11 protein-coding genes are annotated in these 13,482 nt (G+C 72.7%); 7 read left to right on the top strand and 4 right to left on the bottom strand.

The window, feature by feature from the left end:
- The first annotated feature begins 78 nt into the window (after positions 1–78).
- Positions 79–1,125, top strand: a complete 1,047-nt coding sequence (locus OG338_RS01755) for a lactonase family protein (protein ID WP_405935627.1) — start codon at positions 79–81, stop codon at positions 1,123–1,125.
- Positions 1,126–1,398: 273 nt separating this feature from the next.
- On the opposite strand, the gene OG338_RS01750 is transcribed toward OG338_RS01755, so the two are convergent.
- A complete protein-coding gene (locus OG338_RS01750) occupies positions 1,399–2,322 on the bottom strand; it encodes a sirohydrochlorin chelatase (protein ID WP_405935626.1) in 924 nt (307 codons plus the stop codon).
- Positions 2,323–2,394: 72 nt separating this feature from the next.
- Entirely contained in the window at positions 2,395–3,471 is a 1,077-nt protein-coding gene (locus tag OG338_RS01745; protein ID WP_405935625.1) for an N-acetylglucosamine kinase, read from the bottom strand.
- Positions 3,472–3,556: 85 nt separating this feature from the next.
- Between OG338_RS01745 and OG338_RS01740 the strand changes: the two genes are divergently transcribed.
- On the top strand, positions 3,557–4,234 hold the full coding sequence (locus OG338_RS01740) for a uracil-DNA glycosylase (protein ID WP_405935624.1): 678 nt from the start codon (positions 3,557–3,559) through the stop codon (positions 4,232–4,234).
- Positions 4,235–4,244: 10 nt separating this feature from the next.
- Here the strand turns inward: OG338_RS01740 and OG338_RS01735 are convergent, their stop codons facing one another.
- Together OG338_RS01735 and OG338_RS01730 are read right to left on the bottom strand one after the other, a co-directional pair.
- A complete protein-coding gene (locus OG338_RS01735) occupies positions 4,245–5,333 on the bottom strand; it encodes a WD40/YVTN/BNR-like repeat-containing protein (protein WP_405935623.1) in 1,089 nt (362 codons plus the stop codon).
- A 105-nt stretch (positions 5,334–5,438) separates the two neighbouring features.
- Positions 5,439–6,497 carry a LacI family DNA-binding transcriptional regulator gene (locus OG338_RS01730; RefSeq protein ID WP_405935622.1) on the bottom strand — a complete coding sequence of 353 codons (1,059 nt, stop codon included), beginning with the start codon at positions 6,495–6,497 and terminating at the stop codon, positions 5,439–5,441.
- A gap of 214 nt (positions 6,498–6,711) precedes the next feature.
- Here OG338_RS01730 and OG338_RS01725 point away from each other — a divergent pair, with 214 nt between their 5' ends.
- From OG338_RS01725 to OG338_RS01705, 5 genes are all read left to right on the top strand, one after another.
- On the top strand, positions 6,712–7,959 hold the full coding sequence (locus OG338_RS01725; RefSeq protein WP_405940284.1) for an extracellular solute-binding protein: 1,248 nt from the start codon (positions 6,712–6,714) through the stop codon (positions 7,957–7,959).
- Positions 7,960–7,961: 2 nt separating this feature from the next.
- Positions 7,962–8,891, top strand: coding sequence for a carbohydrate ABC transporter permease (locus tag OG338_RS01720; RefSeq protein ID WP_405935621.1), 930 nt, complete (start codon positions 7,962–7,964; stop codon positions 8,889–8,891).
- A 4-nt stretch (positions 8,892–8,895) separates the two neighbouring features.
- Positions 8,896–9,789 (top strand): carbohydrate ABC transporter permease, encoded by an 894-nt coding sequence (locus OG338_RS01715; protein WP_405935620.1) that lies wholly within the window; start codon positions 8,896–8,898, stop codon positions 9,787–9,789.
- Positions 9,790–9,841: 52 nt separating this feature from the next.
- Positions 9,842–12,256, top strand: coding sequence for a glycoside hydrolase family 3 N-terminal domain-containing protein (locus OG338_RS01710; protein WP_405935619.1), 2,415 nt, complete (start codon positions 9,842–9,844; stop codon positions 12,254–12,256).
- A 136-nt stretch (positions 12,257–12,392) separates the two neighbouring features.
- On the top strand, positions 12,393–13,478 hold the full coding sequence (locus OG338_RS01705) for an endo-1,4-beta-xylanase (protein ID WP_405935618.1): 1,086 nt from the start codon (positions 12,393–12,395) through the stop codon (positions 13,476–13,478).
- Positions 13,479–13,482: the final 4 nt, after the last annotated feature.

Below are 13,482 nucleotides of genomic sequence, written 5' to 3'. Positions count from 1 at the left end.
CCGCCGCACTGCTACCGTCGCCGCAAAAGATCACGACGGCACGTCCGCCGCGCACAGCCGGGGCGGGGAGGAGCAGCGGTGGACAGCAGCAACGGAGCGGTACGGGCATTCATCGGGTCGTTCACCTCGGCGGGCGGGCGGGGCGTCACCGTCGCCGCCGTGGACGCGGAGACCGGCGCGCTCACGGTCCTGGGGGCCACGGACGCCGTCCCCGACCCCTCCTACCTGGCCCTCGGCCCCGGCGGCACGGTCCTCTACGCGGTCAGCGAGACCGAGCCGGGCGGGGCGGCGGCTCTCGACGTCCGCACCGACGAACCCCGTCCGCTCGGCGAGGTCCGGGCGGTGGACGGCGACGGCCCCACCCACCTCGCCCTCGCCGCCGGCCACCTGGTCACCGCGAACTACGGCTCGGGCAGCGTCAGCGTGCTGCCGGTCGCCGGGGACGGCGCCCTCGGCCCGGTCGCCGCGGTCCTCGCGCACGAGGGCGGCGGACCGGTCGCGGACCGCCAGGAGGGCCCGCACGCCCACCAGGTCCTGCCCGACCCCTCCGGGGCCTGGGTGCTCAGCGTCGACCTCGGCACCGACTCGGTCCGGGTCTGCGCGGTCGACCCGGCCACCGGCGAGCTGCGCACGCACGGCGAGACGGCCCTGCGCCCCGGCACCGGCCCCCGCCACCTGGCGTTCCACCCCTCCGGCCGCCACGCCTATGTGCTCAACGAGCTGGAGCCCACCCTCACCGTGTGCCGCTGGGACGCCGCCACAGGCGTCCTGGAACCGGTCGGCGAGGTCCCCGTGCTGCCCGAGGGCGTGACCGTCGAGAGCTACGCCTCCGAGGTCGTCGTCGCCCACGACGGCCGGTTCCTGTGGGCGGCCAACCGGGGTCACGACAGCATCTCCGTCCTCGCGCTCGACGCGGCCGGCGAGCACCCGTCCCTGGTCACGACCGTGGACTGCGGCGGGCACTGGCCCCGCGACCTCGCGCTGGACCCGGCCGGCCGCCGGCTGTACGCGGCCAATGAGCGCAGCGGGAACATCGCCTGGTTCACCGTGGACCCGGAGACCGGTGTCCCGGCCCACGGGGGCACCCTGGACGCCCCGGCGGCGTCCTGCGTGGTCTTCGGCTAGAACCCCGGCGGAAAGCCCGAGGCCCCGGTGCCGGACTGCCGTCCGGGCCGGGGCCCACACCTGCCGGAAGGGTCAGGGCCTTTCCTTTGGGTCAGGCTGGGCTCGCGGGGCGTGGCACGCACTCCCCCAAGCTCTCGGCTTCGCTCGACCAGGGAGGGACCCCCTCCCGCGTTGTCGTCGGTTGCCAACGCTCCGCGTTGACGCCCTCCTCCGCCTTGCAGCCGCACGCACCACGCCCCGCTCCCTGATCCAGCCTGACCCAAAGGAAAGGCCCTAGCGGGCCTGCGCCCCCTGGGCCACCTGGGGAGCGATCCCGAGGGCCGAGGTGTACATCGAGAGGACCAGCTTGCCGATCGCCGGGTACGCGCCCAGCGGCTCGGCGCTCGCGCAGCCGGCCTCCTTCGCCGCGGCGTCCAGCAGCCCCTCCGCCACCTCGGGGCCCACCAGATACGGGGCCACGGCCAGCTGGAGCGAGCCGGAGCCCTTCAGCTGGTCCGCGATCGCGGCGACCGAACCCTCCACGTCGAGCGCGGCGGCCATCACCGGCACCGCGAGCCGGGCCGCGAGCAGCATGCCCGTGATCCCCGCCGCCTGCACGGCCTCCTCGCCGCCCACCGTGGCGAGCACGATGCCGTCGGCGGCCGTCGCCACCGTGAAGAGCCTGGCCCGGTCCGCGCGGGCCAGCCCGGCCTCCGACAGCCGGACGTGCAGCGCCTCGGCCAGCAGCGGGTGCGGGCCGAGCACATCGGTCAGCTCCGCCGGGGCCTCGCTGTCGGCGATCGCCTGACGTATCCGCTGCACCAGCGCGCTGTCCGGACCCGCGAGCAGCGGGACCACCACGGCGGCCGGGCCCTCGGGCTCGGCGACCTCACGGCCCACGGCCAGCGCCTGCTCGTAGCGCGCGGTGCGCTCGGCGGCGGAATGTGCGATCACGGAGGCCAGCGCCGGGAACTCGGCGTCGTCCCCGTCCACGTAACCGATCAGGGCGTTCAGACCGGGCAGCTCGGAACGGGCGATGCTGATGACCTCTTCGGCCAGACCGCGGCTCGAAGCGGAGGGGGTGCCGGGGACGGCGAGAACGAGCGCGGCAGCGCCCTCGGGTGCGGCCACGGGCTCCGGGCGGCGGTGCCGTCCGGACTGGCGAGGTCGCGGCATTCGTACAGGCAGGCCGGAAGCGGGCCCAGTGGGGGTGCTCATGGCGCCGCATGCTACTGGTTTCGGACGGCTCCCTGCTCGGGGAGGGTCCGGTCGAGCGGCCTCTGTCCGCTTTTATCCGATCAGCGGCTTACCGGGCGACTGCCCTGATCTGTCGTCAGCGTGCGCGCGCCCGTCGCCCTGCACGCGGGGCCCGGGCGCCGGAACACGGAGCAGCGTCGGATGGTGCGGCAGCCGCAGCCCCCCGGTGTCCAGGGCCTGGGCGATGCGCAGCGCACCGATCAGGGGATCACCCGAACCGGGGACCGCCCGTGCCCCGGGCAGCAGCCGCCCCAACTCCTCGCGCAGTGGTACGAGCAACGGCTCGCCCATCCGGAACAGCCCGCCCGTCAGCGCGACTTCGCAGGCGTCCTCGTCCGCCTTCGCCTCCGGGCACACCGCCGCGGCCGCCTCCGCGATATGCGCGGCCGCTCCCCGCAGGATGCCCGCCGCGACCGGGTCGTCGTCCGCGCACGCGGCCACCTCCGGCGCGAACGAGGCCAGCAGCGCGGGCCGGTCGGCGCGCGGGTAGAGCAGACCGGGCAGCTCCCGCGGCGGCCCGAACACCGCTTCCAGGCGGGCCAGCAGCGCGGACGAACCGCCGCGCCGCCCGTCGTACGCGCGCATCGCGGCGTCGAGCCCGGCCCGCCCGATCCAGGCGCCGCCTCCGCTGTCGCCCAGCAGGTGCCCCCAGCCGTCCGCCCGCCGCCATGTCGTCAGGTCCGTGCCGAGCGCGATCAGCCCGGTGCCGGCGGCCACCACCGCGCCGGGCCGCTGCCCGACCGCCCCGGCATACCCGGTCACCGCGTCCGCCGCGAGCGCGATCCGGCGCACCCCCAGCGCGTCCGCCAGGGCGCCCGGCAGTTCGGCGCGCAACGCGTCGCCCAGCGTGGCCATCCCCGCGGCGCCGACCGCCGCGGCGGTGATCCGCCCGCCGGGTCCGTGCGCGTCGAGCAGGCCGCGTACAGCGGGCAGCACCTGGTCCAGGAGGTGGCCGGCGTCGATGCCGCGCGGTCCGGTGCGCACCGGACCGCCGCACGCGACGCTCGCCAACGGCGCTTCCGCGTCGGCCGTGCCGAGCGCCACCCGGAGCCCCGAGCCGCCCGAATCCACCCCGAGTACATACGTGCCCGGCTGTCCGTCTGACGTCATGGACCGGCTCCCGGGGGCGAAGAGGTGAGGGACGGGCAGCACCCTATCCCCGGGGCACCGCGTTGCGCCGGTAGGGTGATCTTCCGTGACAGCGCGACCGTTGAAAGAAGTAGTCGAGCCCGGCTGGGCCGACGCCCTGGCCCCCGTGGCGGGCCGCATCGCCGAGATGGGCGATTTCCTGCGTGCGGAGGTCGCGGCCGGCCGCACCTACCTCCCCTCCGGGGCGAACGTGCTGCGCGCGTTCCAGCAGCCCTTCGATGACGTACGGGTCCTGATCGTCGGTCAGGACCCCTACCCCACACCGGGGATGGCGATCGGCCTGAGCTTCGCGGTCTCCCCGGACGTGCGCAGGCTGCCCGGCAGCCTGGAGAACATCTACCGTGAGCTCAACGCCGACCTCGGGCTGCCCCGGCCGTCGAACGGCGACCTGACCCCGTGGACCCGCCAGGGCGTGCTGCTGCTGAACAGGGCGCTGACCACCGCGCCCCGCTCGCCCGGCGCGCACCGCGGCAAGGGCTGGGAAGAGGTCACCGAACAGGCCATCCGCGCCCTGGCCGCCCGGGGCAAGCCGCTGGTGTCCGTGCTCTGGGGCCGCGACGCCCGCAATCTGCGGCCGCTGCTCGGCGACCTGCCGGCCATCGAGTCCGCGCACCCGTCCCCGATGTCCGCGGACCGCGGCTTCTTCGGGTCCCGGCCGTTCAGCCGGGTCAACGAACTGCTCGCCGCCCAGGGCGCCCAGCCCGTCGACTGGCGGCTCCCGTAGAAGGCACGTCTCACATCTCGACCGCCGCCGCCCGCACGCACAGCACGTCCGGCAGATGCGAGGCCAGCTGCTCCCAGCTGTCCCCGTCGTCCGCGCTCGCGTACAACTCGCCGTTGCGGTTGCCGAAGTAGACCCCGGCCGGGTCCGCGTCGTCGGTGCAGAGCGCGTCGCGCAGCACCGTGCCGTAGTGGGCGCTCTCCGGCAGGCCCGCCGACAGGGGCTCCCAGTGGGCGCCCGCGTCGGTCGTCCGGAAGACCCGGCAGCGGTGCTCGGCGGGCACCCGGTCGGCGTCGGCGTTGATGGGGAAGACGTACGCCGTGTCCGCGCGGTGCGGGTGGGCGGCCACGGCGAAGCCGAAGTCCGAGGGCAGGCCCGCGCCGATGTCCGTCCAGGTGCTCCCGGCGTTGTCGCTGCGGAAGACGCCCCAGTGGTTCTGGAGATAGAGGCGGTCCGGATCGGCCGCGTCCCGGCTGACCTTGTGCACGCACTGGCCGAACTCCGGGTCCGGGTCGGGCAGGAAGACGGCCGAGACCCCCTTGTTGGCCGGGGCCCAGCTCGCCCCGCCGTCGGCGGTCCGGAACACCCCGGCGGTGGAGACCGCGACCGTCACGGCGCGGGCGTCCCGCTCATCGGTCAGGATCGTGTGCAGCCCCTCACCGCCCCCGCCGGGCACCCACCGCGAACGCGTCGGATGCTCCCACAGCGGGCGCACCAGCTCGAACGACTCGCCGGCGTCCCCGGACCGGAAGAGCGCGGCCGGCTCCGTGCCCGCGTAGACGACGCCCGGCGCCTCGGGCCCCGCCGGCTGCAACTGCCACACCCGCTCCAGCGAGGTCCCGGTGAACTCCGGGAACTTCACCGCCGGGCTCTTCGGCTCGACCCAGCTCGCGCCCAGGTCGTCGGAGTGGAAGACGGACGGGCCCCAGTGGGCGCTGTCCCCGCCGACCAGCAGCCGGGTCCGGCCGCCCCGGGTGTCGATGGCGGTCGAATAGATCGCCTGGGCGTTGAAATGCGGCCCCTCGAACTCCCACGCACCGCCGCGCCTGCGGCCGATGAAGAGCCCCTTGCGGGTGCCCACGGTGAGCAGTACATCGGTCATGACCGAACCTCCCGAAACGCCGTTGTGCCGGATATCGGCCAGTCTGCACCCCGGCACTGACAGCGGCCCGGACCACGCCCCGGGGTGTCCCGGGCGGACCGCGTCTCAGCGACAGGGCGGGGCCGTACTGCTGCGGACCACCAGATTCGTCGCCAGGTCCACCCGGGTCGTCGCGGGCTGCCGGCCCCGGCCCAGGTCCAGGACCAGCCGGGCCGCCGTCTCGGCCATCTCGATCAGCGGCTGGCGCACCGTGGTCAGCGGCGGCCCGATCCACCGGGTGAGCGGCAGGTCGTCGAAGCCCACGACGCTCAGGTCCTCCGGGATGCGCAGACCGAGTTCGCGCGCCGCCTCGTACACACCGAGTGCCTGGAGGTCGTTGCCGGCGAAGACGGCGGTCGGCCGGTCCGCCGAGCGCAGCAGCTCCATCCCGGCCGCGTACCCCGCCTCGTGCGAGAACTCGGCCTCGCGGATCAGTGACGGGTCGATCGGGATGCCCGCCGTCTCCAGGGCGGCCCGGTAGCCGTCCACCCGGGCCCGGCTGCACATCATCCGGGTCGGGCCGCCGACCACGCCGATCCTGCGGTGGCCGAGGCCGGTGAGATGGCGGGTCGCGGCGAGACCGCCCTGCCAGTTCGTCGTGCCGACCGACGGGATGTCGTCGCCCGGGTCGCCGGCCGGGTCCACCACCGCGTACGGGATGCTGCGGCTGGTGAGCTGCGCGCGCTGGGCGGCGGTGAGGTCGGACAGCACCAGGATGACCCCGACCGGGCGGCGGGCCAGCACCCCGTCGACCCAGGTCTGCCCGGGGCTGAGGCGGCCGGCGCTCTCCGAGAGGACCAGGCTCAGCCCCTCCTCGCGCGCGACGTTCTCCACCCCGCGTACGACCTCCATCGCCCAGGCGCTGTCCAGCTCGTGGAAGACCAGGTCGATGAGTTGCGACTGCGTGGTCGAACCGCGTCTGCGGCGGTAGCCGTGCTGGAGCAGCAGCTCCTCGACCTTGGTGCGCGTACCGGGCGCGACATCGGCGCGCCCGTTCAGCACCTTCGAAACTGTCGGAGCCGAGACTCCGGCCGCTCGGGCGATTTCCGCCAGCGTGGCAGTGCCGTCCGACGGCACTGCGGCAGGCGCATTCTCCTGATGTGACTGGACGTTTGCGGGGCTCATACAGCGAATCGTAACCGCCCGGCGGCCGAACGGACGCGGGAGCCCGGACGAAAAATTCGCGGCCCGCGACCTCTTGACTGGCCGGAAACCCAACCGTACGGTTCCGGCAACATTCGCAAGCAACTCCGAAAGATTCGACAGAGGTGCGGTCATGCGGTCGGGAATTTTCACTCAGGGCAAGCGTGCGGCGAGATGGACCGCGGCCGGTGCGGCCATGGTCATGGCGGGGGTCCTGGCGGGCTGCGGATCGGACGGCGACAGCGGCGGTGGCGGCGCCACGCTGACCGCGTACGTCTACGGCGACGACGCCGTGAAGGTGCAGCAGGCCGCGGTCAAGGAGTTCAACAAGACCTCCGACGTGAAGGTCAAGCTCGTCTCCGTCCCCGGCATCGACTACGTGAACAAGCTCCGCAGCGCCATGGGCTCCCCGAGCGCCCCCGACATCTTCTTCAACTGGGGCGGCGGCTCCATCAAGCCGTACGTCGACGCGAACCAGCTGGTCGACCTCACCTCGACGTTCAAGGACGACGCCACCCTGAAGGACGGCTTCCTGCCGTCGATCGTCACCGCCGGCAGCCTCGACGGGAAGGTCTACGGCGTCCCGATGCGCGGTATGCAGCCCGTGATGCTCTTCTACAACAAGACCCTCTTCGCCGAGAACAACGTCCAGGTCCCCAAGACCTGGGAGGGCCTCCAGCAGGCCATCAAGACCTTCAAGGGCAAGGGCATCACCCCGTTCGCCCTCGGCGGCTCCGACAAGTGGCCCGAGCTGATGTGGATGGAGTACCTGCTCGACCGGATCGGCGGCCCCGACGTCTTCCGCAAGATCCAGAACGGTGACAGCTCCGCCTGGGGCGACCCGGCCGTCCTGAAGACCGCCCAGACCGTGAAGCAGCTGGTGGACGACGGCGCCTTCGGCAAGAACTTCAACTCCGTCGACTACGGCAACGGCGGCGCGCCCACCCTGCTCAACAAGGGCAAGGCGGCCATGCACCTGATGGGCTCCTGGGAATACTCCACACAGCTCGGCAAGGCGCCCGACTTCGCCAAGAAGGACCTCGGCTGGACGAACTTCCCGACCGTCGCGGGCGGCGTCGGCGACCCGGCCGACGTGGTCGGCAACCCCACCAACTACTGGTCCGTGAACGCCCGCACCAAGCACAAGGACGCGGCCATAGCCTTCCTGAAGACCATGGCGTCCAAGTCGTACGCGCAGGCCCTCGTGGACAACGGCGACGTGCCCACCACGTCCAACGCCGCCGACATGCTCAGCGGCTCGCCGAACCCGAAGTTCGCCACCGACCAGTACGAGATGGTCCAGAAGGCCCCCGACTTCACCCTGTCCTGGGACCAGGCGCTCGAATCCCAGACCGCCACCCCGCTGCTCACCGAGATCAGCAAGCTGTTCGCCGGCAAGTCCACGCCCGAGCAGTTCGTCGCCGCGATGAAGGCCGTCAAGTAACGATGTCCCACGTCTCCTCGTCACCGAAGGTGCGCGGAGGACGGAAGGCGGCCGCCGGAAACGTCGGCCGCCCCCCGGTCGCCTGGGCGCTGCCCGGCATCCTCTTCTTCGCCCTCTTCGCGATCGTCCCGCTGGCGATCGCCGTGTACCTCTCCTTCTGCCACTGGGACGGGCTGAACTCCCCGACCCCCGTCGGCGCGGCCAACTGGACCCGGCTCTTCAAGGACCCGGAGTTCCGTCAGGCCGCCTGGCTCAGCCTGCTCCTGACCACCGTCAGCTGGGCCTTCCAGACCCCGGTGGCCCTGCTCCTCGGCGTCTGGGCGGCCGGCCGGCAGCGCAGCCGCGCCGTGCTCTCCGCGGTCTTCTTCATCCCGTTGCTGCTGTCCACCACGGCCATCGCGATGCTGTTCCACGCACTCCTCGACCCCAACTTCGGCGTCATCAAGGAGATCGGGCCCTGGTTCGGCATCGACCCGAACATCATGGGCTCGTCCACCGGCGCCCTGCTCACCGTGGCGTTCGTCGGCGGCTGGCAGTTCATGCCCTTCCACACCCTGATCTACCAGGGCGGCACCCGGCAGATCCCGCAGGTCCTCTACCAGGCCGCCGAGATCGACGGCGCCGGCATGTTCCGGCAGTTCTTCCACATCACCCTGCCGCAGCTCCGCAACACCATCACGACCTCCTCGGTCCTGATGATCGTCGGCTCGCTGACCTACTTCGACACCGTGCTCATCATGACCAAGGGCGGCCCGGGCACGGACACCACCATCCTGCCGTACCTGATGTACCGCACCGGTTTCCAGACCTACGACCTCGGGTACGCCGCCGCCATCGCGACCGCCCTCGTCGTCGTGGCCACCGCGATCTCGCTGATCCTCGTCCGCTTCAGCGGCTTCGGGAACATGCGCTCCACCCGGGAAGGTATGTGACGCGATGTCGACCGACACCCGCCCCGCGACGCGCCCCGCACAGCCCCTGACCCGCACCCGCCCGGCCACCGCGCGGCGCCGCCGCAGCTGGGGCAACCCGCTGGCCGGCCTCGGCTCGCTGGTCTGGCTCGTGCTCGTGATCGTCCCGCTGTACACGCTGGTCTCGTCCTCGCTGATGCACCAGGACGAGGCGCTGAACGGTGACCCGCTGGCCGTCCCGACGCACCCCACGCTCGACAACTACCGCACGGTGCTGGACAGCGGCTTCTCCACGATGCTCTCCAACACGGCGATCGTCGCCGTGGCCACCACGGCGATCGTGCTGCTCCTCTCCATCCCCGTCGCGTACGTCGCGGTACGCACCCGCAGCAGGCTCTCCGGACTCGCCTTCCGCACCTTCCTGCTCGGCGTCGCCATCCCCGCCCAGGCCGTGATCGTGCCGCTCTACCTGCTCATCAGCAAGATGGGCCTGTACGACAGCCTGCCGGCGATCATCCTGCCGACCGCGGCGTTCGCGATGCCCGTGGCGGTGCTGATCCTCAGCGGCACCATGCGCGACGTCTCCGAGGAGATGTACGAGGCCATGGCGCTCGACGGCGCCTCGCCGCTGCGGATGCTGTGGCAGCTGGCGATCCCGATGTCCAAGGCGGGCATCAGCACGGTCGCGATCTACACCGCGCTCCAGGCGTGGAACGGCTTCCTGTTCCCGCTGATCCTGACCCAGTCGGAGGAGAACCGGGTGCTGACCCTCGGTCTCTTCAACTTCATGTCCCAGTTCGGGGTGAACATCCCGGCCGTGCTGGCCGCGATCGTGCTCTCCGTCGTACCGATCTTCGCCGTGTACCTCGTGGCACGGAAGGCACTGGTCAACGGACTGATGGGGGTGGGCGGCAAGTAGCGCACCCATGCCGCCGCGTACCACCGCACTCTTGAGAGGAATCCCCGCCGCCATGGCAAACCCCCCTGTTCCGCATGCCCGCAGGACCGAAGCGGCCACCGCCGTCGACGGCCCCTGGCAGGACCCCGCGCTCGCCCCCGAGGAGCGTGTGGCCGACCTCGTCTCCCGGATGACCCTCCAGGAGAAGACCGCCCAGCTGTACGGAATCTGGGTGGGCGCCGACGCCGACGGGGACGGGGTCGCCCCGCACCAGAACGAGATGGTCGACACCATCGACTGGGACGCGCTGATCCCGCGCGGCCTCGGCCAGCTGACCCGCCCCTTCGGCACCGCCCCCGTCGACCCGGCCGTCGGCGCGATCGCGCTCGCCCGCGCCCAGCAGGCCATCGCGGGCGCCGGCCGCTTCGGCATCCCGGCCCTCGCCCACGAGGAGTGCCTGGCCGGCTTCACCGCCTGGGGCGCCACCGCCTACCCCGTCCCGCTCTCCTGGGGCGCCGCCTGGAATCCGGACCTGGTCACCGAGATGGCCCACCGGATCGGCAGCGACATGCGGTCCGTGGGCATCCACCAGGGCCTCGCCCCGGTCCTGGACGTCGTGCGCGACCTGCGCTGGGGCCGCGTCGAGGAGACCATCGGCGAGGACCCCTATCTCGTCGCCACCATCGGCACCGCGTACGTGAAGGGCCTGGAGTCCGCCGGCATCGTCGCCACCCTCAAGCACTTCGCCGGGTACGCGGCATCGGCCGGCGCCCGCAACCTCTCACCGGTCCGGGCCGGGGCCAGGGAGCTCGCCGACGTCATCCTGCCGCCCTTCGAGATGGCCCTCACCGACGGCGGCGCCCGCTCCGTCATGCAGTCGTACGCGGAGATCGACGGCGTCCCCTCGGCGGCCGACCCGGCCCTGCTCACCGGGCTGCTCCGCGACACCTGGGGCTTCGAGGGCACCGTCGTCGCCGACTACTTCGCCATCGGCTTCCTGGAGACCCTGCACAAGGTCGCCGAGGGCCGCGCGGACGCCGCCCGGCTCGCCCTCAACGCCGGCATCGACGTGGAACTGCCCACCGTCCGCAGCTACGGCGACGAACTCGCCGCCGCCGTCCTGGCCGGTACGGTCCCCGAGGCCCTGGTCGACCGCGCGCTGCACCGGGTCCTCCTCCAGAAGTGCGAACTCGGGCTGCTCGACCCCGACTGGACCCCGCTCCCCGCGCTGCTGCGCGACACCGACCCGGAGCGGGCCCGCGAGACCGTCGACCTGGACCCGCCGCGCAACCGCGCCCTCGCCCGCGAACTCGCCGAACAGGCCGTGGTCCTGCTCGCCAACTCGCGGGGGGCGCTGCCGCTCGCCGGGACCGGGCGGATCGCGGTGATCGGCCCCCGCGCCGACGACGCCCTCGCCATGCTCGGCTGCTACTCCTTCCCCAGCCATGTCGGCGTCCTGCACCCCGAGACCGCCATGGGCATCGACATCCCCACCGTGCTCGACGCGGTGCGCGGCGAGTTCCCCGCCGCCACGGTCACCGGCGCCCCCGGCTGCGAGGTCGACACCACCGACACCTCGGGCATCGCGGAAGCGGTGGACCTGGCCCGGGACGCGGACGTGTGCGTCGCCGTGCTCGGCGACCGGGCCGGGCTCTTCGGGCGCGGCACCTCCGGCGAGGGCTGCGACGCCGACGACCTCTCGCTGCCCGGTGTCCAGGGCGAACTGCTCGACGCGCTGCTGGACAGCGGAACCCCGGTCGTCCTGGTCCTGCTGACCGGCCGCCCGTACGCGCTCGGCCGCTGGGCGGACCGCACCGCCGCCGTGGTCCAGGCGTTCTTCCCCGGTGAGGAGGGCGGCCCGGCCCTGGCCTCGGTGCTCTCCGGCCGGGTCGGCCCGTCCGGCCGGCTGCCGGTCTCCGTCCCGCGCCACCCGGGCGGCCAGCCCTGGACCTACCTCCAGCCGCCCCTGGGGCTCGCCAACGGGGTCAGCAACCTGGACCCGACACCGCTGTACCCCTTCGGCCACGGCCTCACGTACACCTCCTTCGCCTGGCAGCCCGGCGCCCCCGCCCCGGCGGAGATCCCCACCGACGGCTCCGCCGACATCGAGCTGACCGTCCGCAACACCGGGGACCGGGCGGGCGCGGAGGTCGTGCAGCTCTACGTCCACGACCCGGTCGCCCAGACGACCCGGCCCGACAACCGGCTCATCGGCTACGCCCGGGTCCCGCTCGACGCGGGCCAGGAGGCGCGGGTGCGCTTCCGGTTCCACGCCGACCTGGTGTCCTTCACCGGCATCGGCGGGCGGCGCGTCGTGGAGCCGGGCGCGCTGGAACTGCGGCTCGCGGCGTCCAGCGGTGCCGAGGACATCCGGCACACGGTGCACCTGCGCCTCACCGGTCCCGAGCGCACCCTCGACCACCGGCGCCGGCTGGTGTGCGACGCGGTGGTCGAACCCGTGCCGGCGGCCGCCCCCGTACGGGGCTGACCGGCTCCGCACCACCGGGCGGGGGCAGCGCGCCCCCGCCCGGTCCACAGCACCACGAAACTTTCGAAACACCCACACCCGCGCAGGCCCCCGGTCACCGGGAACCCGGCCGTGCGCCTCTCGAAGGGTTTCTGTCATGCGCAAGCCAATCAAGGCCGTGCTGATCGGCGCCGCCGCCGCGGCCCTGCTCGCCCCCTGCACCATCAACGCCTTCGCCCACTCCGACCACGGCGGCGGAAAGGGGAACACCCGGGCCGCCACGCTCGGCGCGCTCGGCAAGCGGTCCGGTGTGCGCATCGGCACCGCCGTCGACATGACGGCCCTGGCGGACGACGCGCCCTACCGCGCGAAGGCCGCGAGCGAGTTCAGCTCGGTCACCCCGGAGAACGTCATGAAGTGGGAGTCCGTCGAGCCCACACGCGGTGAGTACGACTGGGCGGCCGCCGACAAGCTGGTCGACTTCGCCCGCGCCAACGGCCAGCTGGTGCGCGGCCACACCCTGCTCTGGCACAACCAGCTGCCCGCCTGGCTCACCACCGGCGACTTCACCGCGGACGAGCTGCGCGCCCTCCTGCGTAAGCACATCACCGACGAGGCCCGCCACTTCAAGGGCCGCATCTGGCAGTGGGACGTCGTCAACGAGGCGTTCAACGACGACGGCACCCTGCGCGACTCCCTCTGGCTCCGGGAGCTGGGCCCCGGCTACATCGCGGACGCCTTCCGCTGGGCCCACGCGGCCGACCCCAAGGCCGAGCTGTTCATCAACGACTACAACATCGAGGGCGTCAACGCGAAGAGCACCGCCCTCTACGACCTGGTCGTCGAGCTGCGCCGGCAGCACGTACCCATCGACGGCGTCGGCATCCAGGGCCACCTGTCGGTCCAGTACAACGCCCCCCACGACATCGCCGAGAACATGAAGCGGTTCGACGCCCTCGGCCTGGAGACCGCGATCACCGAGGCCGACGTCCGCATCCCGATGCCCTCGGACAGCACCAAGCAGGAAGCACAGGCCGAGGGCTACGACGTACTGCTGCGCGGCTGCCTGCTCACCCGCAAGTGCACCGACTTCACGGTCTGGGGCTTCACCGACAAGTACTCCTGGGTGCCCGACACCTTCGAGGGCGAGGGCGCGGCCAACCTCTACGACGAGAACTACCGGGCCAAGCCCGCCTACAGCGCCCTGCGCGACGACCTGCTGCTCGCCGCCGGCCGCGACTGAGCAC

This window comes from Streptomyces sp. NBC_00726, assembly GCF_045161735.1.
Lineage (GTDB): Bacteria > Actinomycetota > Actinomycetes > Streptomycetales > Streptomycetaceae > Streptomyces.
The sequence above is the reverse complement of the archived record's forward strand: the minus strand, read 5'-3'. Positions and strand labels throughout refer to the sequence as shown.

Bases quoted from the DNA above. Each gene is read 5' to 3' on its own strand.
- OG338_RS01750 (WP_405935626.1), bottom strand. From the start codon at position 2,322: ATGAGCACCCCCACTGGGCCCGCTTCCGGCCTGCCTGTACGAATGCCG.
- OG338_RS01745 (WP_405935625.1), bottom strand. From the start codon at position 3,471: ATGACGTCAGACGGACAGCCGGGCACGTATGTACTCGGGGTGGATTCG.
- OG338_RS01735 (WP_405935623.1), bottom strand. From the start codon at position 5,333: ATGACCGATGTACTGCTCACCGTGGGCACCCGCAAGGGGCTCTTCATC.
- OG338_RS01730 (WP_405935622.1), bottom strand. From the start codon at position 6,497: ATGAGCCCCGCAAACGTCCAGTCACATCAGGAGAATGCGCCTGCCGCA.
- OG338_RS01725 (WP_405940284.1), top strand. From the start codon at position 6,712: ATGGTCATGGCGGGGGTCCTGGCGGGCTGCGGATCGGACGGCGACAGC.
- OG338_RS01720 (WP_405935621.1), top strand. From the start codon at position 7,962: ATGTCCCACGTCTCCTCGTCACCGAAGGTGCGCGGAGGACGGAAGGCG.
- OG338_RS01715 (WP_405935620.1), top strand. From the start codon at position 8,896: ATGTCGACCGACACCCGCCCCGCGACGCGCCCCGCACAGCCCCTGACC.
- OG338_RS01710 (WP_405935619.1), top strand. From the start codon at position 9,842: ATGGCAAACCCCCCTGTTCCGCATGCCCGCAGGACCGAAGCGGCCACC.
- OG338_RS01705 (WP_405935618.1), top strand. From the start codon at position 12,393: ATGCGCAAGCCAATCAAGGCCGTGCTGATCGGCGCCGCCGCCGCGGCC.